The following is a 22,633-nucleotide window of genomic DNA, read 5'->3' on the forward strand; positions in this document are numbered from 1 at the left end:
GATCCAAAGGACGTACAACCCCCCGCTTGCACAGGGGTTTTGCCGACACGGCCATTGACCCTCGATGAATCGATGCCTAGCGTAGAGACCGGTTGCTACGCCGTATCCACGAGCGTACCCACGCGAGGTCCCCTGGGACCCCCCGGAATCCTCGAGATCCCGGAGCGCGGCCACACGTACGAGCCGGAGGCCATTTCCCCTTGCCTGAGCGTCCCCTGGCGTTGTTCGCCATGAGTGCAGAGAACCCGCCTTTGGTCTTCCCGCCCGATGTGCTGCGGCGCATCCGCGCGTCGGTGGACATCGACCCCGCCCTGGTCGCGGAGACGTTCGACAACCGCCCGGACAACGCCGCTGTGCGTGCCGCACTGGCCGAGGCCGAGGTGCTCATCACCGGCTGGGGCAGCCCGCCCGTGGACGCCACCGTCCTGGCGGCTGCACCGCGGCTGCGTGCCGTGCTGCATTCCGCCGGATCGGTGAAGGGACTGATCGGCACGGACTGCTGGGAGCGCGGCGTCATCGTCTCGTCCGCTGCCGACGCCAACGCCCTGCCCGTCGCCGAATACACCCTCGGCGTGATCATGCTGGCCGGCAAGGACCTGTTCGCCGCCAGGGAGCGCTACCGCGCCGCACGGACCTTCACCCTGGCCGAAATCGTTCCGGGCATCGGCAACTTCGGCCGACGCATCGGCATTGTCGGAGCCTCCAGGATCGGTCGTAGGCTCATCGAGCTGCTCCGCCCGTTCGACTTCCGGGTCGGTCTCGCCGACCCGTACGTGGACGATGCGGAAGCGGCCGCGCTGGGGGTGACGCGCATGAGCCTGGACACGCTGCTGGGCCGCAGCGACATCGTCTCCGTGCACGCCCCCGCGACCCCCGAGACCAGGCACCTCATCGGCCGTCGCGAGCTCGGGCTGATGCCCGACGGCGCCGTCCTCGTCAACACCGCACGCGGCAGCCTCGTCGACACCGAAGCGCTGGTCCCGGAGCTGATCTCGGGCCGCATCAGCGCCGTACTCGACGTCACCGAGCCCGAGCCGCTCCCCGCCTCGTCCCCGCTCTTCGACCTCCCGAACGCCTTCCTGACCCCCCACCTCGCCGGATCCCAGGGCAACGAACTCGCCCGGCTCGGCCTGAGCGTGGCGGAAGAGCTCGAACGCCTGCTGCACGGGCTGCCGCTCTCCCACCAGATCGACCGCACAGCGCTGGAGCGTGCCGCATGAACCCGATGCCCGCCACCTGGGGCAACGCCGCCCTCACCCTCCACTTCTCGACCGACCCGGACGGCCCTGTGCGGCTCACCGGCGTGAACGGCACCACCACGGGCCGGGCCGCCCTCCCGCTCGTCGAGATCGAACTGGCCGGCCACGGCCGCGCCGGCACGTCCGGCACCCGCCACGTCGACGGCGCGGTCTCCCGCAGGATGCGGTACACCGGCCACGCCTCGACCAGCCGACGGCTGACCGTGCACATGGCCGACCCCGTGTCCGGGCTGCGGACCGCAGTGCACTACCGGCTCCCGGAGTCGGACGATCTGCCCGTCCTGACCGCCTGGGCCGAGGTCACCGCCGGCGAGCAGGACGTACGCGTCGAGAGCGTCAGCACCCTGGTCCTCTCCGGGCTCGGTGCCGTGCTCGGCGCGTCGCGATGGGAGCGGGACATCGAGTCGTGGACGGCGGACAACCCGTGGAGCGGTGAGTACCGCTGGCGCGGCGAACCGCTCGCCGAGGCGGGCCTCATCGACACCGGCATGACCCGCTACGGGCAGACCGGCACCAAGAACCGCGTCGCTCTCACCAGCACCGGATCCTGGCCCTCCGCCCAGAAGCTCCCCATGGGCTGGCTCTCCGGCCCCGGGGCCACCCTGGCCTGGCAGATCGAGCACAACGGCTCCTGGCACGCCGAACTCGCCGACAGATACGACGAGTTGTACCTGCTCCTGTCCGGACCCGCTCACCGCGAACACCAGTGGGCCGTCCGCCTGGCCCCCGGCGAGAGCTTCACCACCGTCCCGGCCACCGTCGCGCTCGCCGCCGACCGGGACGCTGCGCTCGCAGCCCTGACCCGGCACCGCAGGGCCACCCGCCGGCCGCATCCGGACAACGTCGCGCTGCCCGTCGTGTTCAACGACTTCATGAACTGCCTTCTCGGCGACCCGACGACCGGAGAACTGCTCCCGCTGATCGCGGCCGCCGCCGAGGCGGGCGCCGAGTACTTCTGCGTCGACGCAGGTTGGTACGACGAGGAGCACGCCGGCCCCGGAGCGGGCGGCGTGCCCGGCTGGTGGGACTCGGTCGGCGCCTGGGAACCCTCGCGGTCCCGCTTTCCCGGCGGACTCGCCGAAGTGACCGACGCCGTCAGAGCGGCGGGCATGATCCCCGGCCTGTGGCTGGAACCCGAGGTCGTCGGCGTACGCAGCAGCGTCGTCGCCACCCTTCCCGACGAGGCGTTCTTCCGCCGGGACGGCCGGCGGGTCACCGAGTGGGGCCGCCATCAGCTCGACCTGCGCCACCCGGCGGCCGTCGCCCACCTCGACGCCGCCGTGGACCGGCTCGTCGAGGACTTCGGCCTCGGCTATCTCAAGTTCGACTACAACATCGACATCGGTGCCGGCACGGACAGTGCTCCGCACGACCCGGGCCACGGCCTCCTGGAGCACAACCGGGCCTATCTGCGCTGGCTCCGCGGTGTGATGGACCGTCACCCGGGACTGGTCGTGGAAGGCTGTGCCGCGGGAGGCATGCGCATCGACCACGCCACCCTCGCCACCGTCCCCGTCCAGTCGCTCACCGACCAGCAGGACTTTCTCCTCATCGCGGCCATCGCCGCTGCCGCACCCGCCGCCGTGCCCCCCGAGCAGGGCGCCGTCTGGGCATACCCGGAAGCGGAGTGGAGCGACGACGAGGTCGCGTTCACCATGGTCTCCGCGCTCCTCGGCCGGATCCACCTCAGCGGCCGGCTCGACAAGCTCGATGCGCATCGACTCGCCCTGGTGGCCGAAGCCGTGGCCGTCTACCGCACCTATCGGGGCTCACTCGCCCACGCGGTGCCCTCCTGGCCGCTCGGCCTGCCGGGCTGGCGCGACGACTGGCTCGCCCTGGCCCTCGACACCGGTACGGTGACGCTGCTGGCCGTCTGGCGCAGGGGAGGCGAGGAACACACCCGTGAGCTGCCCGTGCCGGCCGGGACCACAGGGGTGGAGCGGCTCTACCCGGCGGACACGGGCGGCGACGCCGTCCTCGACGTCGCGAGAGGCCGCCTCGGGGTGACCCTGCCGGGCGTTCCGTCCGCCCAGCTGCTGCGGCTGACCAAGGGCGGAGCTCCACTATCGTGAGCGCACACACCGGTGGCAGGGGACAGGGGAACAGGCACGTGGACAGGAAAACACCCGGCTCGGCCGGCGGCGACGCCTCCACGGTCAGGGACGTCGCCAAACGCGCCGGAGTCTCCGCCTCCACCGTCTCCCGGGTGCTCGGCGGCACCTATCCGGTCGCCGCCGCGACCAAGGCGAGGGTGCTCCGCGCCATGCGCGACCTCGACTACGTCGTCAACGCGCACGCCCGCGCGCTCGGAGGCGCCACGAACAAGACGGTCGCCTTCGTCGTCGACGACGTGACGGGGCCCTTCTACGCCCATGTCGCGCGCGGCGTGGAGGAGCAGGCGTCCGCCGAAGGGCGGCTGTGCATGCTCTGCACGACGCACGGCGACCCCCAACGCGTCCTCGCCGTCGTCGAGATGATGCGTGAGCAGCGGGCCGACGCGGTCATCGTCGTCGGCGGCGCCTGGGAGGACAAGGCCTACCAGGACCGGATGATGCACTTCGCGCACGCGCTGGACCGCGCCGGTTCGCGGCTGGTGCTGGTCGGCAGGCCACCGCTGGGGTCCGGGGTGCCCGCCACCGTCGTCGAGTACGACAACGAGGGCGGCGCCTTCGCGATGACCACCCACCTGCTGAGCTCGGGACACCAGAGGATCGCCTATCTCGGCGCCGTACCCGGGCTGAGCACGAGCAGGCAGCGCACCGACGGCTTCCGCCGTGCCCACGAGATGCTCGGTCTCGCACCGGACCCGAAGCTGATCCGGGAAGGCGATTTCACCCGTTCCTACGGCTATCGCGGGACGCGTGAACTCATCGCCGAGGGCGCCGAGTTCACCGCCATCTTCGCCGGTACGGACATGGTGGCGGCAGGAGCCATGCAGGCGCTGCGCGAGGGCGGGCTGAGAGTGCCCGAGGACGTCTCGGTGGTCGGATACGACGACGTCCCGGTGGCGATAGACGTCGTACCGGCCCTGACGACGGTAAGCATCCCGCACGAGGAGCTGGGGCGCACGGCCGTACGGCTCGCGTTGCACCGGGACGAGTTTCCGGAGAGCCAGCATCAGGTTCTCGGCACCCACATCGTGGTACGCGGCTCGACCCGCCGGCCAGGCGGCTGAGCACACGGTCAGTCGAGTGCAGGCCGCCATCAGGCGACCGATTCCAGGAAACCGATCTCTATCCGCTTGACTGGGCTCCGGTCCGGCCCGTGGGTCGATCGACCCTGCCTCGACAGAGGGCGATCAGTTCGAAATACCGTACCTGACCCGGTTACTTCCTGGAATTGTGAGATTTTCAGGTCCGACATCTTGTCCGGGCCGGGGCTCCGTTCTAGCTTCCATAGAGACCGATTTCTAGGCACCGGTTTCTGTTCCGGTGCCGTCGTGTCCAGACACCCACGCAGTAACCCCGAGGAGGGGTCCATGAACGGCAAGCACCTCAGACTGGCCGCAACGGGCATCGCCGCCCTTTCCGTCGTCCTCACCGGCTGCGGCAGCGGCACGGACACGCAGGACGCGGCCTCGGAGGGGCCGGTCACCATCGAGTGGTGGTCCTGGGAGGAGAGCAAGTACACCGAACCCGTGGCCGCGAAGTTCAACGCCACCCACGAGGACATCAAGATCAAGCTGGTCAAGCAGGCGGACAATCCGGGCACCGCGCAGAACGTGCGCAACGTGGTGGCCTCGGGCAAGGACGTCCCGTGCCTGGTGAAGAACTTCGGCGAGGTGCCGGGGCTGGTCGGCGAGGGTCTCCTGTCCGACATCACCGAGGCATTCGAGCCGCACGCGAAGAAGGGCGTCTTCAACGAGCAGGCACTCCCCGCTGTCCGGGCGGGCGGCAGGTACTTCGCCGTACCGACCGGGTTCAACCCCTCGTTCCTCATGATCAACCGCGAGGTCTACGACCGGTACGGCGTCCAGCCCCCGAAGACCTGGGACGAACTGATCAGCGCGGGCAAGGAGCTCAAGAAGCACGGCGTCTACGTGATGAACCTCGCCGGCGAGGACCCGTCGACGCTGGTCAACCTCGTGCAGCAGGCCGGCGGCAGCTGGTACGAACAGGGCGAGGACGCATGGAAGGTCGACTTCCTGTCGCCCGAGTCACTCAAGGCGGCAGACGTCGTGCAGCAGCTCGTCGACAACGACCTGGTCGCCAACCAGACCTACCAGGACCGCCCCGCGCTCATCAACTACTTCGACTCGGGGAAGATGGTCTCCCTCCCCACCCAGACCTGGCAGTTGCCGAACTACGAGCTCAACTACAAGCAGTCGCTGGGGGACTGGGAGCCGATCGACCTGCCCCAGTTCGCCGGCGCCGAGTTCGTCACTCCGGCCCACAGCGCCAACAGCGGGCTCCTCGTCCCCAAGGGCTGCAAGCACGTCGAGGAAGCCGTCGAGGCCGGCGTGTGGATGAACACCACGAAGGAAGCCGTCGACGCCACGTACCAGAAGGACACCAAGCAGTACTCCTGGCCGGGCGCCATGCCCGACGTCACGCCGTGGGTGGACTCCACGGTTCCCGAGAAGCTGTTCGGGCCCAGCAAGTCCGAGGCCAGGGGCGTGATCCTCAAGTCCGTGAAGGCAGCCAAGGACTCGTGGACCGTGGGCCCCAACTACACAGGTGTCTTCGCCGAACTGCAGGACCAGTGGGCCAGGATCGTGACCAAGAAGATCACGGTGGAGCAGGCGCTGAAGCACCTCCAGGAGTTCACGGTCAAGGACCTGAAGTCGAAGAACATCAACGTCGAAGGCTGAGCACACCGTGAGCCGCACCATGGATACACCGGCCGGCCCCCGCGCCACCCCACGCCTGGGATGGAAGCGGATCATGGCCCTCAAGGGGGCTTCCTTCACCCTCCCCTTCTTCCTCGGGTTCGCCCTGTTCACCGCCGTTCCGATGGTCATGGCCCTGAAGGAGAGCCTCTACACGGAGAAGGGGTCCGGGCTCGGCTTCGGTGCGAAGACCGTCGAATTCGTCGGCCTGGACAACTTCGTCCAGGGCTTCAGCGACGGGCGCTTCTGGGCCTCGATGCTGCGTGTCGCACTCTTCGCCGTCATCAGCATCCCGCTGATCCAGGTGGCGAGCGTCGGCCTCGCCCTCCTGCTCGACGCCTCCGCCCAGCGGGTCGCCGACCGCTTCCGGATCCCGCTGCTCGTTCCGTACATGATCCCGGGCATCGTCGCCACACTCATCTGGATCTACCTCTACAGTCCGGCGGTCGGGCCGCTGACCCCGTTCCTGGCCCTCTTCGGCATCGAGGCCGACTTCTACAGCGGCGACCTGATCTGGGTGTCCATCGGCAACCTGATGGCCTGGAGCGGCATCGGCTTCAACATGCTGATCGTCTACGCGGCGCTGCGCTCCGTGGACCCCGGCGTGTACGACGCGGCCCGCATCGACGGTGCTTCCGAGTGGCGGATCGCCTGGTCCATCAAGGTGCCCCTGGTGCGGCGTTCCCTGGTGCTCACCACCGTCCTGAGCATCATCGGCACGCTGCAGATCTTCAGCGACCCCATGCTGTTCAAGTCGATGGCCCCGGAGACCGTCACCCGCGACTTCACTCCGATCATGAGCATCTACGACTGGGCGTTCCAGCAGGGCAACTTCAACTACGCCGCCGCTCTGTCGGTCATCCTGGCGCTCGTCGTCGGCGCCGCGTCCGCGCTCTTCTACCGGCTCACGAACAAGGCGCCCACCTCATGACAACGACTCTCCCCGCAGCTCCCGCGAAAAACCCCGGAACCACCGGGCGCAGGCCCGTGAACCCCCGGGCCGGCACGGGCCGCGCCCGGCACAGCAGGCGCACCAAGGCCCTCGTCCTGGGAGGGCTGGTGTTCTTCACGATCTACTCCCTGGCGCCCATCTGGTGGCTGATCGTCTCCGCGACCAAGAGCCAGCGCGACCTCTACACCAGCAACGGCCTCTGGTTCGCGGACATGCACCTCATGGACAACCTGAGGCAGCTGTTCACCTACCAGGACGGCATCTTCCTCAAATGGATGTGGAACACCGTCTTCTACGGTGTGGTCGGCACCACCGGCATGACACTGCTCTGCGTCGCCTGCGGTTACGGCCTGGCGATGTACGACTTCAAAGGCCGCGGCTTCCTCATGGGATGCATCATCGGCTCGTTCCTCGTCCCGCACGCCCTGCTCACGATCCCGTCCTTCCTGCTCTTCACCGACCTCCAGATGATCGACACCCCCTGGGCGATCATCGTGCCGAGCTTCTTCAACGCCTTCTCCGTCTACCTCGCCAAGGTGTACGCGGAGGGCGCCATCCCGCCAGAACTGCTGGAGGCCGCACGGATCGACGGTGCGGGGGAGTACCGCATCTTCTTCACCATCGGCGCCCGGCTGATGTCGACGGGCGCGGCCACGGTCTTCCTGCTCGGCTTCGTCGGTTCGTGGAACTCCTTCTTCGGGCCGCTCGTCTTCCTGCGGAGCCCGGAGAAGTGGACCGTCATGGTCGGGCTCTACTCATGGCTCAAGGTCAAGGTCGACGCCTCGGCCGACCTCACCGGCATGGTCGTCGTCGGCTCCATGATCTCGCTCGTCCCGATGGTCGTCCTGATGCTCTCGATGCAGCGCTACTGGCGCTCCGGCGTCACGCTCGGCTCGCTGAAGTAGGCACCTGGCTCGTGCCACCAGCCGTCCTTTCCCCGTATCCCGTATCCGTCCCAGAGAGGACGATCCGTATGAGTACCGAGATCAGCCGGAGATCAGTGCTGCGTACCGCCGCGGTCACGACCGGCACCGTCGCCGCCGGCGGCCTGCTCGGGCATCCGGCCGCACCACTCGCAGCGGCGGCGGAGCCCTCCGGTGCCGGCGCCCGCCCCGGTCGGCTGGACATGATCGACTTCGGTGATCCCGCCTCCGAGTCCGCGCACGCACTCGCCGCCGAGTCGACCGAAGCCGTGGACGGGCACGCCGGCGACCGGGCCAGGGTCGCCAAGCCCCTCGACACCCCCGGCATCAAGGGCGGCGAACTCGCCTTCACGCTGAAGACCGATCCCGTGGCCCAGAACTACCTGACGGTGAAGTTCTGGGGCGGTGACACCTCGACGTACAAGACGATCGCCTACATCAACGGCGAACAAATCGGCTACCGCCGCTCAGGAGATTACGAAGCCATCAACACGGGCGGTTCCCGTCCCCTGGTGGGGCGCTTCTTCTACAACACGGTGATGCTCCCCCTGGAATCGACGCGCGGCCAGGACCAGGTGCGCGTCACGCTGCGCACCTACGACAGCGGATTCGCCAAGGACGTCACCGAGGACTCCCGCGGCTACTACCGCGCCTACACCCACACCGGCGCCCTGCTCGACGTCGACGGTGAGCCGCAAGGCGACTTCGTTCCGTCTGCCTCCCCTGCTCCCGACCTCACGGACGCCGAGAAGCAGGCCCTCGTCGACGGATATCTGGCCGCCCAGATCAAGCTGTTCCACGACTACTCGGCCAAGGTCGACAGCGCCGCCGAAGGCCGGCTGTCCATCGTCCGCTACCAGGACGAACTCCGCTTCTACGCCGCCGCGCTGACCGCCGACTGGTGCCCGGCGCGCACCGCCGCCGAGCGGACGGCAGCCGTGCGCCGCGTCCTGAAGTGCGTCGACAACCACACCAGGGACTACTACGCCGACACCAGGCTGCTCGCCCGAGGCGGTCACCAGGGGGACTGGGGCGGCTACTACGGCGCCCTCGGCGAAGCGCTCTACCTGGTCGAGAACCTGCTCGCCGACGACGAGGTCCTGGGGTCGGCGGCCTTCGACGCCTACCTGGACGAACGCTTCGTCACCGGCACCACCGAGGGCGAAACCTCCCTGTCGGACACGGACTTCGACGGCGGCCCGCTCACCCGTCGTTCTGCCTGGGGCCGGGTCCTGAAGGCGAACTTCGACTATGCCCGCTCCAGGCTCTCGTACATCTACAACCAGGTGATGTACACCTACGAAGGCGCCTGGGAGGCGCACGAGGGCCTGCGGGTCATCGGCTCCGGGTTCTACGAGGGCAGGAAGCGCAGCCACCGGATCGCGGGCGAGGCGCTCGGCTGGGAGCCGTTCCTGGGTGAGGAGGTCCTCGTGGGGCCCGACGGTCAGGACCTCGACCTCTACCACTCGCTCTTCTACCACGACACCACGGCCCGCTGGACCGATGACTACCTCCGCTTCGTCATCAAGGGGCTGGCCAGGAGCAAGCTCGACAAGCACGGGAACGTCGTCCGCCGCCGGCCCTTCGGCGACCACTTCACCACCGTCACCGAGGCCGGTCTCACCCGCGAGAACGGCTACGTGGCCAACTACGGCGAAGCGACGAACTACCTGCCCGAGTGGTTCCACCGCACCTGGGGGCACAAGGGCGACGAGGAGCTCAACGACCGGATCCTGCGGCACGCCCTGCGCAACCTGGACGCTCGCGCGCAGGCCCGCCACACCGATGTCGACGACAAGCTCCAGCGTGTCATGCGCATGGAAATGGTGATCGACGAGCGCAACACCAACTACCCGGGATTTCCCGGCTACGCCCTCCGCATCTCGGAGGGCAAGATCCTCAACTACGTCTCCCTCGAGAAGCACATGCGTGACCACGCCGACCGCTATCGGGGCGCGAGCTGGAAGGAGACCTGGGAACACGCCCGGGCCGCCGTCGGCTACGCCCAGCAGCAGCTCGCCGACCACCAGTACTTCAACTCGTTCGCCTCCGTCATGGCCAAGAAGAACTGTGATCTGAAGCTCGCGGACACCTACGCCTACCTCAAGGACCGCGAACCCGCCGGCATCGTCCACCCGCACACCGACTTCGCCTACTACTCGAAGGCCGAGATCAAGGCGCTGGGCGTCGACCCGTCCGACTACGAACGCTTCGCCTGGACCGACGTGGACTGCATGTTCGTCTCCGTACGCGACGGCGACCTGCACATCTTCGGGCAGCTCAACGAACGCCAGCGCGGCTTCGCCCGGAACGGCCGTCTCCACGTCATCAACGGCACGCACGACAACATCGTGCAGATCAACACCGACGCCCGCTTCCGGTTCGACGACTACTGGATCCGCCACGACAACATCGACGTCGACTTCATGGAGGACCAGCAGACAGCCGACGGCACGGCGCCGCAGGCTCTCGCGGGAGAAATCGCCCCGGTCACCCTCCAGCCGGGCGTCGGAACCGTCAACCGGGACAACTTCGAGGCCGATCACGCCTATTCGGGCTACCCGGACCTGCTCACCGCCCGCTACGGCCGCTACTTCTTCGTCCTCAACACCACGCGAGCGGTGTACGGCAACGAGCAGACGTTCACCGTCGAGCTCCCGGAAGACCATCGTGGTGGCACCGTCCTGGATTTGGTCACCGGAAAGGACCTGCCCCTTCACAAGGGTGCGGTGCGCATCGAGCCCCGGCGCGGCTATGTCCTCAGGCTCTCCGACTCCACCGACCAGGGCGCTCCCGGCCCCGCCCACGTCGACTTCGTACACACCCTGCCCGGGGACGACTCCATCACCGTGACCTGGCAGACCACCGCCGGCGCCACCCACTACGAGGTGCGCAGGGCAACCCGCGCCCGCGGCCCGTACACCGTCCTCGCGCCCCGGGTCACCGGCCGCTGCTTCACCGACTCGACGGCCCGACGCGGCAGTGCCTACCACTACACCGTCACCGCCGTGAACCAGCACGGGACCGGCTGGGCCTCGCACGCCGTACGCGGCGAACTGCCCGCCCCCGCTTCGCCGGGGCTGGCCCGTTCCGGCTGGCGCGACGACGCGTTCGGCGGCGCCCGTGAGGGCAGTGCCACCGCACGTGGCACCACACTGCGCGTGATCGGCGTCAAGGGAGCCGGACTCGGGGACGGTGACGACAACAGGCTGCTCGAGCGGGACATCCGGGACGCTCTCCACTACGTCAGCCGCCCCGCCGAGGGCGGCTTCACCCTGACCGCGCGCATCGACGCCCACCGCGGCCCGCTCACCGGCCTGATGCTCCGCGACCGCCTCGTCGCCGACACCCGCTACCTGTACTTCGGCCCGGACGCCGACGGAAAGCTCGTGTTCCGCAACCGCACGCGCGACAGCCGGCACGACTGGCAGGACGATCCACGCAGCCCGCTCACCGCGGACCTGCCGGAACATACCGTCGCCGCCACCCCGTACCTGCGCCTCGTCCGGGACCTCGCCACCCACCGAGTCCAGGCCCAGGTCTCCGCCGACGGCGCGACCTGGACTTCCGTGGCCTCGCTCTTCACCCCCTTTCCGTACGCCGTGCACGCGGGGTTGGCAGCCACCGGGGACGCCACGTTCAGCAGGGTGGCCCTCGGGCCGATCGCACCCGGTGCCGTTCTCGCGTTCGTCGAGCGGAAGGACGACACGGCCGTCGTGCGCTGGAACAAGCCCGAGGACGCCATCGCCTTCACCCTGCATCGCACCACCGACCCGGAGAGGCCGCTCGCCGACTGGGAGGAACTGGTCAGCGGGACGACCGCATACGCGTACACCGACGAGAACCTGCGTCACGGCACCCGCTCCTACAAGGTGTCCGCCACGCTCGTGGGCGGCGGCACCCGCGTCACCACCGAGGCGGTCACCGCCCGTGCCCAGACCCTGGCCCAGGTGCTCGCCCGGGCCTCGGCGACCGGTCCGGCGGCATGGACGAAGCGCAGCCACGCCGCGTTCACCACCGAGATCGCACGCATCGAGACGGCCGGCGGGAAACCGGGAGCGGACGAGGACGCCCTGATCGACGCCGTGTACGACGCGTACGACCTGCTGGTCTCCCGCGACACACTGCTCAGGAAGTTCCCCGTCACCCAAAAAATGGTGGCGGCCTCGACCGTCGAATGGCCCGGCACCGGCACCAAGGAGTCCAACGGCTGGCGGGCCTTCGACGGCAGCACCACCACCTACACCGACACCCTCGCCGCCGTGAGCTGGATCGACGTCGACGCCGGCGACGCCGGGCCGGTCACCGTCGACGTCCTGCGCGTCCGCCCGCGGGCCGGCCAGGCCGGCCGCGCCACCGGCACCGTCCTCCAGGGTTCCGACGACGGCACCGCCTGGACGGACCTGCACACCGTCGGGGCGGTCACGGACGGCCAGTGGTACGAGGCGAAACTCGGGACGAGGGCCTCCTACCGCCGGATGCGGCTGTACGACGGCCACGACGGGCGGGCCAACCTCGCCGAGGTCGAGTTCTGGTACTACCTGCCCGACGAGGACTGACCGGCCCGGAGTGGGTGGCCTCAGGCCGGGACCTCAGGTCGTGGTCGCGGACGGAGGCCACACCGTCCCGACCAGGGCCGCGAGGTCCCGTGGCCGCTCCTCGTGGAGATAGTGACCGCAGCCCTCCCACACGACCGTCCGCGAACCCGGCGGCGCGTGCGTGGCGGCCTCCCAGGCCGCCGCCCGCCGCGTCGAGTACACCGAGAGGACCGGGCAGCGGCGGCCGGCCAAGTAGGCGGCCGCCGCCTCCCGCGATCCGAAGGCGTCAGGAGCCAGATACATACCGTCCCGGCACAACGCCAGCACCTCGGGATCCATGGCGGCCATCAGCCGCTCGTGCCGCGCCCGCGACGCCTCGGGCGCCCCGGGTCCGAACGCGCCCGCCACGAACCGGACCGCCCACGCCGCCCCTTCCGCGCGCAGGGCCCGCTGCTCCCCGGGCAGGCGCCCCAGCTCCGCCGCGTCCGCGCCGTACGCCGGATCCAGCACGACCAGGGCACGGACCAGCCCGGGATGCTCGACGGCGAGCGCGGTGACCGCCTGGCCCCCCATCGAGTGGCCCACCGCCACCACCGGACCCGTGCCCAGACGCCTCACGAGCGCGGCGAGGTCCGCCGCGAGGTCCCGGGGTCCGTAACCGGAGGACGGCCGCGGGGAACGCCCATGGCCCCGCAGATCGGGTATGACCACCCGCCGGTCTGCCCACAGCCGGCGATGTGCGGCCCACTCCGCTCCGTCGCCGCCCCAGCCGTGCACCAGCAGCAGCGCGGGGCCCTTCCCCCGCTGGTCGACGTGGTGCAGCGGCACGGGGGCGGCGGACGGTGACGCAGGCATGGGGGGATCGTAGAACGGGGCGGACAGGGCGCACCGCCGACCGCGTCCCGAAAACTTTCGCGGCCCGGCCCCTGTGACGACACGGTGGCCCGACGCCACACATGATGAGCCCCGGCCGCCCGTCCCCTCGCCCCTCGGAGCCCGCGTTGCCCAGCCTGTCGGTCCTCGTCTACACCCGCACCACCGCCTATCGGCACGACTCCATCCCCGACGGCGTCACGGCCTTCAGGGAACTGGGCGCGGAACACGGTTTCACCGTCGACGCCACGGAGCGCCCGGCGGCCTTCGAGGACGGGCTCGGCGGATACGCGGCCGTCATCTTCCTCTCCACCAGCGGTGACGTCCTCACCCCGAGGGGGCGCGAGGCCCTCCGGGCCCACTGCGCGGCGGGCGGCGGGTTCATGGGCGTACACGCCGCAGCCTGCACCGAGTACGACTGGCCGTTCTACGGCGACCTCCTCGGCGCCCGCTTCGCCCGCCACCCCGACCTGCAGCCGGGCACCCTCACCGTGGAGGACCACGACCACCCGTCGACCCGGCACCTGGGCGCGGCCTGGCGCCTGACCGACGAGTGGTACGACTTCACCACCAATCCGCGCGGCGCCGTACGCGTGCTGGCCAGCGCCGACGAGTCCACGTACGAGGGCGGGGGCATGGGCACCGACCACCCCCTGGTCTGGGCCCATGAGCACGGTGGCGCCCAGGTCTTCTACACCGGCCTCGGCCACACCCGCGAGGTGTACAGCGACCCCGCTTTCCGTGCCCACCTCCTCGGCGGACTCCGTCAGGTGATGAGGCGCGGCTGAACCCCGCGCATCCCGTGACCCCGCACGTTCCGTATCCCCACGACGAATCGGAGACCCCCATGCCACAGCACCCGGACGACCGCACGCCCCGGCACCGGCTCTCCCGCCGCGGCCTCCTGAAGCTCACCGGAGGCCTGGCGGTGGCCGGAGCCGCAGGCGGTACGGCGGCGATCACCATCGGGGGCAGCGCGGACGCCGCTCCCGCCGCGTTCACCCACCCCGGACTGCTGCACGCCTACGGCGAACTCAACCGGGCCAAGGTGAGGGTGGCCGCCGGCACCGACCCATGGCTGGCCGGCTGGAACAGGCTGACCGCCAACTCCCACTCCCAGTCCACCTGGACCCCGCGCCCCGTGGCCACCGTCGTCCGGGGAGGCACCGGCGAGAACTACGGCTCGCTCTACAACGACATCCACGCCGCCTACCAGAACGCGCTCCGATGGAAGATCGCGGGAACGGCCGCCCACGGCGACTGCGCCGTCGCCATCCTCAACGCCTGGTCCTCCACCCTGACGACCGTCACCGGCAACGCCGACCGCTTCCTCGCTGCCGGGCTCTACGGCTGGCAGTTCGCCAACGCCGCCGAACTGATGCGTGACCATTCCGGTTTCGACCTCGGCCGGTTCCGCACGATGATGAAGGAGGTCTTCCACCCGCTCAACGAGCAGTTCCTCACGGGGCACAACGACGCCTGCATCACCAACTACTGGGCGAACTGGGACCTGTGCAACGTCGCGTCGGTGATGGCCATCGGCATCCTCTGCGACGACTCGGCCCTGTACGACCGGGCCGTGGACTACTTCAAGAACGGGGCGGGCAACGGCGCGATCCGCAAGGCGGTCCCCTTCCTGCACCCCGACGGCCTGGCCCAGTGGCAGGAATCCGGCCGCGACCAGGGCCACACGATGATGGGAATGGGCCAGATGGGAGCGATCTGCGAGATGGCCTGGAACCAGGGCGACGACCTGTACGGCTACGACGACAACCGCTTCATGAAGGCCGCGCAGTACGTCGCCAAGTACAACCTCGGTCAGAGCGTGCCGTTCACCACGTACTCCTGGGGCAGCGGCCAGAACTGTGCCTACAACGAGCACACGGCCATATCCGCCTCCGCGCGGGGACAGAGCCGGCCCGTGTGGGACCTGCTCCACTACCACTACGCGCGCCGTCGGGGCCTCGCGGTGCCGTACATCACCGCCATGGCCGAGCAGGGCAGACCTGAGGGCGGCGGCGGGGACTACGGGACCAACAGCGGAGGCTTCGACCAGCTGGGATTCGGCACCCTGCTCTACGCCAGGTGACGCGTGGGCCGCGCCCCTTCGGACCCGAGGGGCGCGGCGCACGGACGGGGTCAGTCCGTCACGGCCTGGAAGCCCACGGTGAGCACGGCCGGCCCGGGCAGCAGCCGGTGGGCGGGGAGCACGCCGGGGCCGCAGGAGGCGCTGCCGATGCCCTGCTGGGCCAGGTCGACGTTGACGTACAGGGCGTCGCGCGGGACGAGGTCCGTCGGATGGCGGGCCGCGTCGAGGTCCTCGCTCGTCCACGGGCGGACCGAGAGCCCGAAATGCGGGGCGCCCAGGACCAGGAGTCCCTCGCCCGCCTCGTCCGTCAGCCGGGCCCATCGCACGTCCGTCCGGGCGCCGTTCTCCTGCGGGAAGAGGTACGGCGTCTGCAGCCCGGCCACGGAGGATCGGAAGCGGCTGACCCGCGCTGCGGCCCTGGTGTCCGGGTAGGCCTCGCCGGGGCCGGCGCCGAACCAGGTGACCGTCGAGAGGGACGGGGCCACCGTCGCCCGCACCCCCAGCCGGGGCAGCGGGAACGGCCACTCGCCCGTCGGGCGTACCTCCAGCGTCAGCCACAGGCGGTCCGGTGTGTCCTCGGGGACCGACCAGCGGTAGTCGGCGGCCATCGCGGCGTCCGTGCCGGCCGCCGCGACCCGTGCGCGCACCGTCAGCCCGTCCGCCCCGGGCTCCACTGCGAGGACCTTGTGCTCCAGCCGGTCGAGTCCGGCCGCCCGCCAGCGTTCGGCCACCGAGCCGCGCCAGCCGCGCAGATCGTTGTCGGTGGGCGCGCGCCACAGATCCAGTCGCAGTTCCTCGACCGCGTGTTCGCCGATCCGAGCCAGTCGCCCCGAGCGCACGTCGAACTCGGCGGGGCCGAGAGTGAGGAGCCGCCCGGACCGAACAGGAGCGGAACCCGGGGCGACGGCCCGTACGGCCGGGAGCGCCTCCAGCAGGGTCTGCTGCCACGCGACCTCGTGCCCGGCAGGCGCCCAGGGCAGGTCCGTCGCCAGGACGGCCCGGACCGTCAGCCACCGCTCGCCCCCGGCCGCCGTGCCCGCCGCCTTCCGGAGCTCCGCGGGCCAGGGAACGAAGACCGTTTCCCCCGCCGGCACGACGGGGAACGCGCACTCACCGTCCGCGACCGGCTCCCCGCCGTCCTCGATCTGCCACAGCCAGCGCAGTGCGGCCGTGTCGGCGAAGTCCTGGCCGTTGCGCACCGACACCGTGGCGGACGCCGCGTCGATGGCGATCGACACGGGCTCGATGACCTTCTTGTACTCGACGAGCCCGGGGGACGGGGTCCGGTCGGGGAAAACCAGCCCGTCGGCGACGAAGTTGCTGTCGTGGACGGGCTCGCCGAAATCACCGCCGTACGCGAAGAACCCGCGTCCGTCGGGGGTGTGCTGCCGGATGCCGTGGTCGATCCACTCCCAGACGAACCCGCCCTGGCAGCGCGGATGCTGTTCGAACAGGCGCTGGTACTCGCTCAGTCCGCCCGGACCGTTGCCCATGGCGTGGGCGTACTCGCAGAGGATGAAGGGCAGGGACCGCCGGTGCCCGTCGAGCTCCGGGTCGGTCGTCGGCTCCTCCGCCCGCCTGCCGATACGGTCCGTCTCGTCGTGGTCGGCGTACATCCTGCTGTAGACGTCGACGTATCCGCTGTCCCAGTCGCCCTCGTAGTGGACCGGCCGCGCGGGATCACGTTCGTGCGTCCAGTCGGCCATGGCGCGCAGATTGTCCCCGGTGCCGGACTCGTTGCCCAGGGACCACATGATGACGCTCGGGTGGTTCTTGTCCCGTTCGACCATCCGGCTCATCCGGTCCAGATACGCCTCGCGCCAGGCCGGGTCGGCGCTGGGGTTGTCCCGCCAGCCGTTGAGGTGGAAGCCGTGGGTCTCCAGATCGCACTCGTCGATCACCCACAGCCCCAGCTCGTCGCAGAGCGAGAGGAACGTGCGGTCCGGCGGATAGTGGCTGGTGCGCACGGCGTTGATGTTGTGCCGCTTCATCAGCTCGATGTCCTGGAGCATGGTGGCGCGGTCCAGGGTGCGGCCGGTCTCCGGGTGCCATTCATGACGGTTGACGCCGCGGAGCAGGATGCGCCTGCCGTTCACGGTGAGCAGACCGTCCTCGACGGCCACCCGCCGGAAACCGACACGCAGCGGGACGCGTTCGGCCGCAGTGGCGATCACCGCGTCGTACAGCCGGGGTGTCTCGGCCGTCCATGGCTGTACGGGCACGCGCGCGGTCTCCCCCGGGGCCAGGTCGAGGCCCAGCTCCGGGACGGTGATCCTGGCGTCCGGGCCCGCCACGGCGTCGACCCGCAGGACTCCCTCGCCGGTCACCGGATCGAAGTCGGCGTGCACGAACACGTCGTCGATCCCGCCGGACGGCCGGTGCAGCAGACGCACGGACCGGAAGATCCCCGAGACCCACCACATGTCCTGGTCCTCGAGATAGCTGCCCGCCGACCACTGGTGGACGCGGACGGCGAGGACGTTGCGTCCGGGCCGCAGCAGCCCGGCCGTGCCGAACTCGGTCGGCAGCCTGCTGCCCTTGCCGTCTCCGAGGCGGGCCCCGTTGAGCCAGAGGGCGAAGCAGGAGTCGACGCCCTCGAAGCGCAGGACGCTCGCGCCGTCCTCGAAGGGCCAGTCCTCCGGCAGGGTGAACTCGCGCCGGTACTCGCCGGTGGGATTCGCGTCGGGTACGCGGGGCGGGTCGACGGGGAAGGGGAAGACCTGGTTGGTGTACGCGGGGGCGCCGTGCCGTGGTGCACCGGGTATGCCGTCCAGCTGCCAGCAGGAGGGCACGGCGATCGTTCCCCACCCGGCATGGGCCAGGTCCGGCGCCTCGAAGCCGGGTGTCAGGTCGTGGAGTCCGGCGGCGAGACGGAACTGCCAGGTGCCGTCGAGATCCAGGGCCGCCGCGTCGGACACGAACCCGGCACGCGGGGGTTGCCGGCCATCGCCGGGCGAACGGCTCTCCACATAGTCCAGCGGATCGTGGCCGGGCACGGCATCAGCAGCGGAACGGCTCGTCGTCACAGCCGCAGTCCCTTCGCTCGGGCAGCAGGAGGCAGAATTCCCGGCTGAGCCTAGGTCGGCGTGGAGGCCGACGGGGGCCCGTCGACCGGTCGAAACTTTCGAAAACGCCATGCCTCCGCCCGAGGGCCGGGCGGAGGCACACTGGGAAGGCGGGCAGAGCCGCTCAGACCCCCGGCGGCACCCGGGAAGGACGGCCGCCGCCGCGGGTGAGGCCGTAGCCGAACACCGCGGCCAGCGCCGCGAGTACGCCTCCGCCGACGGTCCACAGCCAGCGGTCGGTCCACCATCCGGAGGACCAGCCGTCCTCCGGTTCGGCGGCGGCCGGGGCGCTGCCCTGCGCGGAGGCGACGGAGACGCCCGGCACCAGCGGTTCGGCGAGGGAGCCGTCCACGTCGTGGGCGCCGCCCCGGCCGTCGGAGGTGACCTGGGTCTCGACGTGGACCGGCAGACCGAGGTCCTCCTCGGCCAGGCCGACCACCGTCAGGCGTACGTAGTAGCTGCCGGGCAGCGGGTCGGACGCCCACGGCTCGGACCAGGCGCGGACCGTACGCAGCACACAGGACAGCTCGACGGTGCCCGCGTCCGGTGCCGCCTTCCTGGTCTGGTGGCCGTACATGCAGGCCTGCCGGCGGCGGAGCCCGTCGTAGACGTCGACCTGCCAGGTCGACGCGCCGTGCCGGGTGGCGCTCTCCGGAAGGCTCACCTTCGCGCGGACGGTGGGGCGTTGGCCGGAGTCCGCCGGGAAGGACCAGTAGAGGTAGTCACCCGTGGACGCGTCGGCGGTGGCCGTCTGCTCCTGGCGCATCGCCGTGGCGGTGCGGAAGGTGGTGCCGGCCTCGGTCGGTCCCGCCGTCCCGTCCTCCGCGGGGCTCGCGCTCGCCGACGGGTCGTCGGCGACGGCGGCGCCCGCCGAGGTCAGCAGGGTGACGGCGGCCAGCAGCGCACCCGCACATGCGCGTCCGAAGGTGGTTCTGCCTGTGGTACGCATCAGTTGGTCCTCCATACGGCGACGCGCCAGCGCGAGATCCAGCCGAACAGCAGACCCGCGATCAGTCCGGTCAGCACCATGACGCCGAGCAGCCACCAGCCACGTCCGAGGCCGAAGGCGGCGACGTCGGATGCGTCGTCAGGAGCGTCCACGACGTCGATGGTGAGCTCGACGGGCATGCCGGGCGTGGTCTTCACGGACGGGGGTGCCGAGAAGGAGTTGCTGAGCTGGAGGCAGACGGCCTCGGCGGCGGGCTTCACGTCCGCGTCGTCCGCGTCGTCCTGTTCGGGCTTCGGGTAGCGCAGCCCTGTGGAGACGGCGTCCGTACGCCCCGTGCCGGACTCCGAGCCCCGGACGATCTCGCGGCCATGGGCGGTCACCGCGCGCAGCAGGACCCCGTAGTCGTCGTTCACGGCGCGGTCCGCCGCCACGCTCACCGAGGCGCGCAGTTCCTGGCCGGGCAGGACGTCCACCCGGTACCAGCGGTGCTTGCCGATCTCCTGGCGGTCCGTGTAGAGCCCGGCCTTCAGCTCCGGGGCCGCGGAGCAGCTGCCCGCACCCTCGGTCGCCACGGGGGTGATGACGGGCTCCGCGGCGCGGTCCACCAACTGCTTGACCCGCCCCGAGAGTTCATCGGTGTGCTGGACCGCCGTGTAGGTGCCGCCGGTGGCCTCGGCGATGCAGGTCAGCTGCTGCCGGATCTTGGCGTTCGGCACCAGGCCGAGCGTGTCGATGACCAGGTGGATCCCGCGGGCGGCGATGTCGCGCGCCACCTCGCACGGGTCGAGCGGGCCGCAGGTGTCCTCGCCGTCGGTGATCAGGACGATCCGCCGGGTGGCGTCCCCGCCCTCCAGGTCGTCGGCGGCACCGAGCAGGGCGGGCCCGATCGGGGTCCAGCCGGTCGGCGCCAGGGTTGCGACGGCCGTCTTGGCCTCGGTGCGGTCGAGCGGGCCGACCGGGTAGAGCTGCCTGGTGTCCTTGCAGCCGACCTTCCGGTCGTCGCCCGGGTAGTCGGCGCCGAGCGTACGGATGCCGAGCTCCACCTCCTCGGGCACCGCGTCCAGGACGTCGTTGAACGCCTGCTTGGCGGCGGATATGCGGGACTCGCCGTCGATGTCACGGGTGCGCATGGAGCCGCTGACGTCAAGGACCAGTTCGACCTTGGGTGATGGAGCGGTGGAGGGTTCGTCTGCGGCGGCCGGAAGGGCGGTGCCGAGCCCGGCGGCCAGGGTGGCGAGCAGGACGCACACCCCGGCCGTCAGCCGTTTTCTTATGATCATCGCCGGATCCTATTGAAGATCCACGGTCATCCCCAAAACGCCTGTGCCGGAGGCGATTTCGGGACCCTGCCTCATCCGCCGAGCAGGGGCTCCGCGGCCTTGTCCAGCACCGAACCGACGCGCTCCCAGGTCTCGGTGTCCCGTTCCACCGGCGGGAGTTCGGCGTCGTCCGACTTGGCGTTCCAGCGCGTCGCGATCGCGACCGGATCGCCACCGCCCGCCGCGGAAGCGGCCAGCGCGGCCGCACCCAGTGCGACCAGTTCGCCGCTGCCCGGCACGATCAGGGGCCGGCCGGAGAGCCGGCGCACGGTCTCCACCCAGGTGCGGCCCTGGGCGCCTCCGCCGATCAGCCGCAGCGGCCGGCCCGCGACCTCGGGGTCGGCCGGGTCGAGGCCGCAGGCCCGCAGGAGCTCGTCGAGCGCCCGCAGCACGGTGAAGGCCGCGCCCTCGTACGCCGCTCCCAGCAGCTGCTGCGGTGTGGTGTCGTGCCGGAGCCCGGTGAGGAGTCCGGAGGAGGTGGGCAGGTCCGGGGTGCGCTCCCCGTCCAGGTACGGGAGGAGGACGGCCTCGCCGCCGGGCGTCGCGTCGTCGCGGTGCAGCCCCAGCAGGGAGGCCACCTTGTCGACGGCCAGGGTGCAGTTGAGGGTGCAGGCCAGCGGGAGGTACGTGCCGTCGGCGGCGGCGAAGCCGGAGAGGGCCGTGGACGCCGGGCGGGTCCGGGAGGCGGCGAAGACCGTGCCCGAGGTGCCGAGGCTCAGGACCGGGTGGTCCAGCAGCCCCGCACCGCCCAGGCCGAGACCCACCGCGGCGCTCATGTTGTCACCGGTGCCCGCCGCGACCGCGATCCCGGCCGGCAGGCCGAGCGCCTCCGCCGCGGACTCGGTCAGGGAGCCGATCCGGGTCCCGCCCGTCGTCGCCACCTCGGGCAGCATGGAGAGGTCCAGGCCGAGCCGGTCCAGAAGCTCCGGGTCGTAGGCGCCCGTGGCGGTGGAGTACCAGCACGTGCCCGACGCGTCGCCCGGGTCCGTCGCGGCGACGCCCGCGAGCCGCTCCGTGAGGAAGTCGTGGGGCAGCCGCACGGAGGCCGTCGCCTCGGCGTTCGCCGGGTCGTTCTCGCGCAGCCACCGCCACTTCGTCGCGGTCATGGAGGCGACGGGCACCGTGCCCGTGCGCGCGGTCCACGCCTCGGGGCCGCCCAGCTCGGCGACGAGCGCGGCGGCCTGGGGCGCGGAGCGCGTGTCGTTCCACAGGAGCGCGGGGCGCAGCGGGCGGCCGGTCCGGTCGAGGGTCACGAGTCCGTGCTGCTGGCCCGCGACGGCGATGCCGGTGACGGAGGACGCGGAGAGGCCGGACTCCTTGAGCCCGGCCGCCACCGCGTCGCACAGCGCACGCCACCAGACCTCGGGGTCGGTCTCGCGCGCCCCGCCCTCGCCCGTGACGACGTGCTGGGCGCGGCCGACGGCCAGCAGCTCACCGGTCTCGGTGTCGGTGACTGCAGCCTTCGTGGACTGGGTGGAGCTGTCCACGCCGATGACGACGGTACGCGGCGGCATGGGCTACCTCTTCTCGTGCGGTTTCCGGCGGTGCGGGTTTTGGGAGTGCGACAAACAAATTACGTGATCGGCGGCGTCCGGAACAGGGGCGGCCCCCGTTTCGCCTTCCGGGGGGTTACGTCCACGTGGTGCCGTGTGCATAATTAATCATGTCAGTGAACAAATAGGTTCGGGTACTGGCGACGGGTCCGGACCCCAGGCAGGCGAAGGCGGACACATCATGACGGATCGCTTCACCCCCACTCCCGCGGACAGGTTCACCTTCGGTCTCTGGACCGTGGGCTGGCGTGGCAACGACCCGTTCGGTGACGCGACGCGTCCCGC

The 22,633-nt window shown here is 70.6% G+C and carries 14 protein-coding genes; 9 read left to right on the forward strand and 5 right to left on the reverse strand.

Annotation, left to right across the window (positions count from 1 at the left end; genetic code table 11):
* Window positions 1-200: 200 nt before the first annotated feature.
* The 7 genes from ACIQM3_RS24035 to ACIQM3_RS24065 all read left to right on the forward strand — a co-directional run bounded on the left by ACIQM3_RS24035 (window position 201) and on the right by ACIQM3_RS24065 (window position 12,521).
* On the forward strand, window positions 201-1,220 hold the full coding sequence (locus ACIQM3_RS24035) for a hydroxyacid dehydrogenase (protein ID WP_401627398.1): 1,020 nt from the start codon (window positions 201-203) through the stop codon (window positions 1,218-1,220).
* Entirely contained in the window at window positions 1,217-3,331 is a 2,115-nt protein-coding gene (locus tag ACIQM3_RS24040; protein WP_401627400.1) for an alpha-galactosidase, read from the forward strand. Before ACIQM3_RS24035 ends, ACIQM3_RS24040 begins: the two co-directional genes overlap by 4 nt.
* Window positions 3,332-3,369: 38 nt before the next feature.
* The gene (locus ACIQM3_RS24045; protein WP_401627402.1) at window positions 3,370-4,434 is read left to right on the forward strand and encodes a LacI family DNA-binding transcriptional regulator; all 1,065 of its coding nucleotides are present in this window, start codon (window positions 3,370-3,372) and stop codon (window positions 4,432-4,434) included.
* A 303-nt stretch (window positions 4,435-4,737) separates the two neighbouring features.
* Entirely contained in the window at window positions 4,738-6,069 is a 1,332-nt protein-coding gene (locus tag ACIQM3_RS24050) for an ABC transporter substrate-binding protein (protein ID WP_401627404.1), read from the forward strand.
* Between the two features lie 19 nt (window positions 6,070-6,088).
* The gene (locus tag ACIQM3_RS24055; RefSeq protein WP_401627406.1) at window positions 6,089-7,018 is read left to right on the forward strand and encodes a carbohydrate ABC transporter permease; all 930 of its coding nucleotides are present in this window, start codon (window positions 6,089-6,091) and stop codon (window positions 7,016-7,018) included.
* On the forward strand, window positions 7,015-7,944 hold the full coding sequence (locus ACIQM3_RS24060) for a carbohydrate ABC transporter permease (RefSeq protein WP_401627408.1): 930 nt from the start codon (window positions 7,015-7,017) through the stop codon (window positions 7,942-7,944). The genes ACIQM3_RS24055 and ACIQM3_RS24060 overlap by 4 nt, the downstream gene beginning before the upstream one ends.
* Before the next feature lie 68 nt (window positions 7,945-8,012).
* On the forward strand, window positions 8,013-12,521 hold the full coding sequence (locus tag ACIQM3_RS24065; RefSeq protein WP_401627410.1) for a Tat pathway signal protein: 4,509 nt from the start codon (window positions 8,013-8,015) through the stop codon (window positions 12,519-12,521).
* A 33-nt stretch (window positions 12,522-12,554) separates the two neighbouring features.
* On the opposite strand, the gene ACIQM3_RS24070 is transcribed toward ACIQM3_RS24065, so the two are convergent.
* The gene (locus tag ACIQM3_RS24070) at window positions 12,555-13,355 is read right to left on the reverse strand and encodes an alpha/beta fold hydrolase (RefSeq protein WP_401627411.1); all 801 of its coding nucleotides are present in this window, start codon (window positions 13,353-13,355) and stop codon (window positions 12,555-12,557) included.
* Window positions 13,356-13,459: 104 nt separating this feature from the next.
* On the opposite strand from ACIQM3_RS24070, the gene ACIQM3_RS24075 reads away from it, so the two are divergent.
* Both ACIQM3_RS24075 and ACIQM3_RS24080 read left to right on the forward strand, forming a co-directional pair.
* On the forward strand, window positions 13,460-14,161 hold the full coding sequence (locus ACIQM3_RS24075) for a ThuA domain-containing protein (RefSeq protein ID WP_401627454.1): 702 nt from the start codon (window positions 13,460-13,462) through the stop codon (window positions 14,159-14,161).
* A 59-nt stretch (window positions 14,162-14,220) separates the two neighbouring features.
* Window positions 14,221-15,462 carry an alginate lyase family protein gene (locus ACIQM3_RS24080; RefSeq protein ID WP_401627413.1) on the forward strand — a complete coding sequence of 414 codons (1,242 nt, stop codon included), beginning with the start codon at window positions 14,221-14,223 and terminating at the stop codon, window positions 15,460-15,462.
* 50 nt (window positions 15,463-15,512) lie between these two features.
* On the opposite strand, the gene ACIQM3_RS24085 is transcribed toward ACIQM3_RS24080, so the two are convergent.
* From ACIQM3_RS24085 to xylB, 4 genes are all read right to left on the reverse strand, one after another.
* Window positions 15,513-18,488 (reverse strand): glycoside hydrolase family 2 TIM barrel-domain containing protein, encoded by a 2,976-nt coding sequence (locus ACIQM3_RS24085; RefSeq protein ID WP_401627415.1) that lies wholly within the window; start codon window positions 18,486-18,488, stop codon window positions 15,513-15,515.
* 163 nt (window positions 18,489-18,651) lie between these two features.
* Entirely contained in the window at window positions 18,652-19,476 is an 825-nt protein-coding gene (locus ACIQM3_RS24090) for a hypothetical protein (protein WP_401627416.1), read from the reverse strand.
* A complete protein-coding gene (locus tag ACIQM3_RS24095) occupies window positions 19,476-20,756 on the reverse strand; it encodes a VWA domain-containing protein (protein WP_401627418.1) in 1,281 nt (426 codons plus the stop codon). The genes ACIQM3_RS24090 and ACIQM3_RS24095 overlap by 1 nt, the downstream gene beginning before the upstream one ends.
* A 71-nt stretch (window positions 20,757-20,827) precedes the next feature.
* Entirely contained in the window at window positions 20,828-22,309 is a 1,482-nt protein-coding gene (gene xylB, locus ACIQM3_RS24100; protein ID WP_401627419.1) for a xylulokinase, read from the reverse strand.
* Window positions 22,310-22,633: the final 324 nt, after the last annotated feature.

It is taken from the genome of Streptomyces sp. NPDC091271 (genome assembly GCF_044757505.1).
GTDB lineage: Bacteria > Actinomycetota > Actinomycetes > Streptomycetales > Streptomycetaceae > Streptomyces.

Coding starts and splice junctions, on each gene's coding strand:
- ACIQM3_RS24040 (WP_401627400.1), top strand. CDS start 1,217: ATGAACCCGATGCCCGCCACCTGGGGCAACGCCGCCCTCACCCTCCAC.
- ACIQM3_RS24050 (WP_401627404.1), top strand. CDS start 4,738: ATGAACGGCAAGCACCTCAGACTGGCCGCAACGGGCATCGCCGCCCTT.
- ACIQM3_RS24055 (WP_401627406.1), top strand. CDS start 6,089: ATGGATACACCGGCCGGCCCCCGCGCCACCCCACGCCTGGGATGGAAG.
- ACIQM3_RS24060 (WP_401627408.1), top strand. CDS start 7,015: ATGACAACGACTCTCCCCGCAGCTCCCGCGAAAAACCCCGGAACCACC.
- ACIQM3_RS24065 (WP_401627410.1), top strand. CDS start 8,013: ATGAGTACCGAGATCAGCCGGAGATCAGTGCTGCGTACCGCCGCGGTC.
- ACIQM3_RS24070 (WP_401627411.1), bottom strand. CDS start 13,355: ATGCCTGCGTCACCGTCCGCCGCCCCCGTGCCGCTGCACCACGTCGAC.
- ACIQM3_RS24075 (WP_401627454.1), top strand. CDS start 13,460: ATGAGCCCCGGCCGCCCGTCCCCTCGCCCCTCGGAGCCCGCGTTGCCC.
- ACIQM3_RS24080 (WP_401627413.1), top strand. CDS start 14,221: ATGCCACAGCACCCGGACGACCGCACGCCCCGGCACCGGCTCTCCCGC.
- ACIQM3_RS24090 (WP_401627416.1), bottom strand. CDS start 19,476: ATGCGTACCACAGGCAGAACCACCTTCGGACGCGCATGTGCGGGTGCG.
- ACIQM3_RS24095 (WP_401627418.1), bottom strand. CDS start 20,756: ATGATCATAAGAAAACGGCTGACGGCCGGGGTGTGCGTCCTGCTCGCC.
- xylB (WP_401627419.1), bottom strand. CDS start 22,309: ATGCCGCCGCGTACCGTCGTCATCGGCGTGGACAGCTCCACCCAGTCC.